Genomic DNA, 570 nt, shown 5'->3' on the forward strand with positions numbered 1-570 from the left:
CCAACCGAACCCAAGTCCCAATCGCTCCCAAGGAGAACTGCCATGACTACCACCCTCGCCATCAAGGACCTGTCGGTCACCGAAGAACTCGACACCCGCGCCATGCGCGCCGTGCGCGGCGGCTTCGTGCCCTTCCTGCCCGTCTTCAGCGCGGTCAAGATCGACTCGACCTTCAATGCCCAGCAGCTGATCGGCCAGACCCAGAATGTCGTCAACATGAACGGCAACAACGCCGCCTTCGTGTCCGACATCAAGTCCCGTGTCGACTCGACGCAGAACGCCAGCAACAACATCTATTGAGCCGCGGGCCACGCCCCACGCTGAATTCGCAAACTACTGAATACCCCGGAGAACTGCCATGACTACCACCCTCGCCATCAAGGACCTGTCCGTCACCGAAGAACTCGACGCTCGCGCCATGCGCGCCGTGCGCGGCGGCTTCGTGCCCTTCATGCCCGTCTTCAGCCTGACCAAGATCGACTCGACCTTCAACGCCTCGCAGCTGATCGGCCAGACCCAGAATGTCGTCAACATGAATGGCAACAACACGGCCTTTGCCGACGACATCAA

General features: G+C 60.7%; 2 protein-coding genes. Both read left to right on the top strand.

Features of this window, described 5'->3' with window-relative positions:
* Nucleotides 1-42: 42 nt before the first annotated feature.
* Nucleotides 43-300 (top strand): hypothetical protein, encoded by a 258-nt coding sequence (locus ACYP5B_RS33920; protein WP_400101866.1) that lies wholly within the window; start codon nucleotides 43-45, stop codon nucleotides 298-300.
* Nucleotides 301-358: 58 nt separating this feature from the next.
* Nucleotides 359-570, top strand: a 212-nt coding sequence (locus tag ACYP5B_RS33925) for a hypothetical protein (RefSeq protein ID WP_459572539.1), incomplete at its 3' end; no start/stop codon positions are given.

Source organism: Cupriavidus sp. 8B (genome assembly GCF_054589115.1).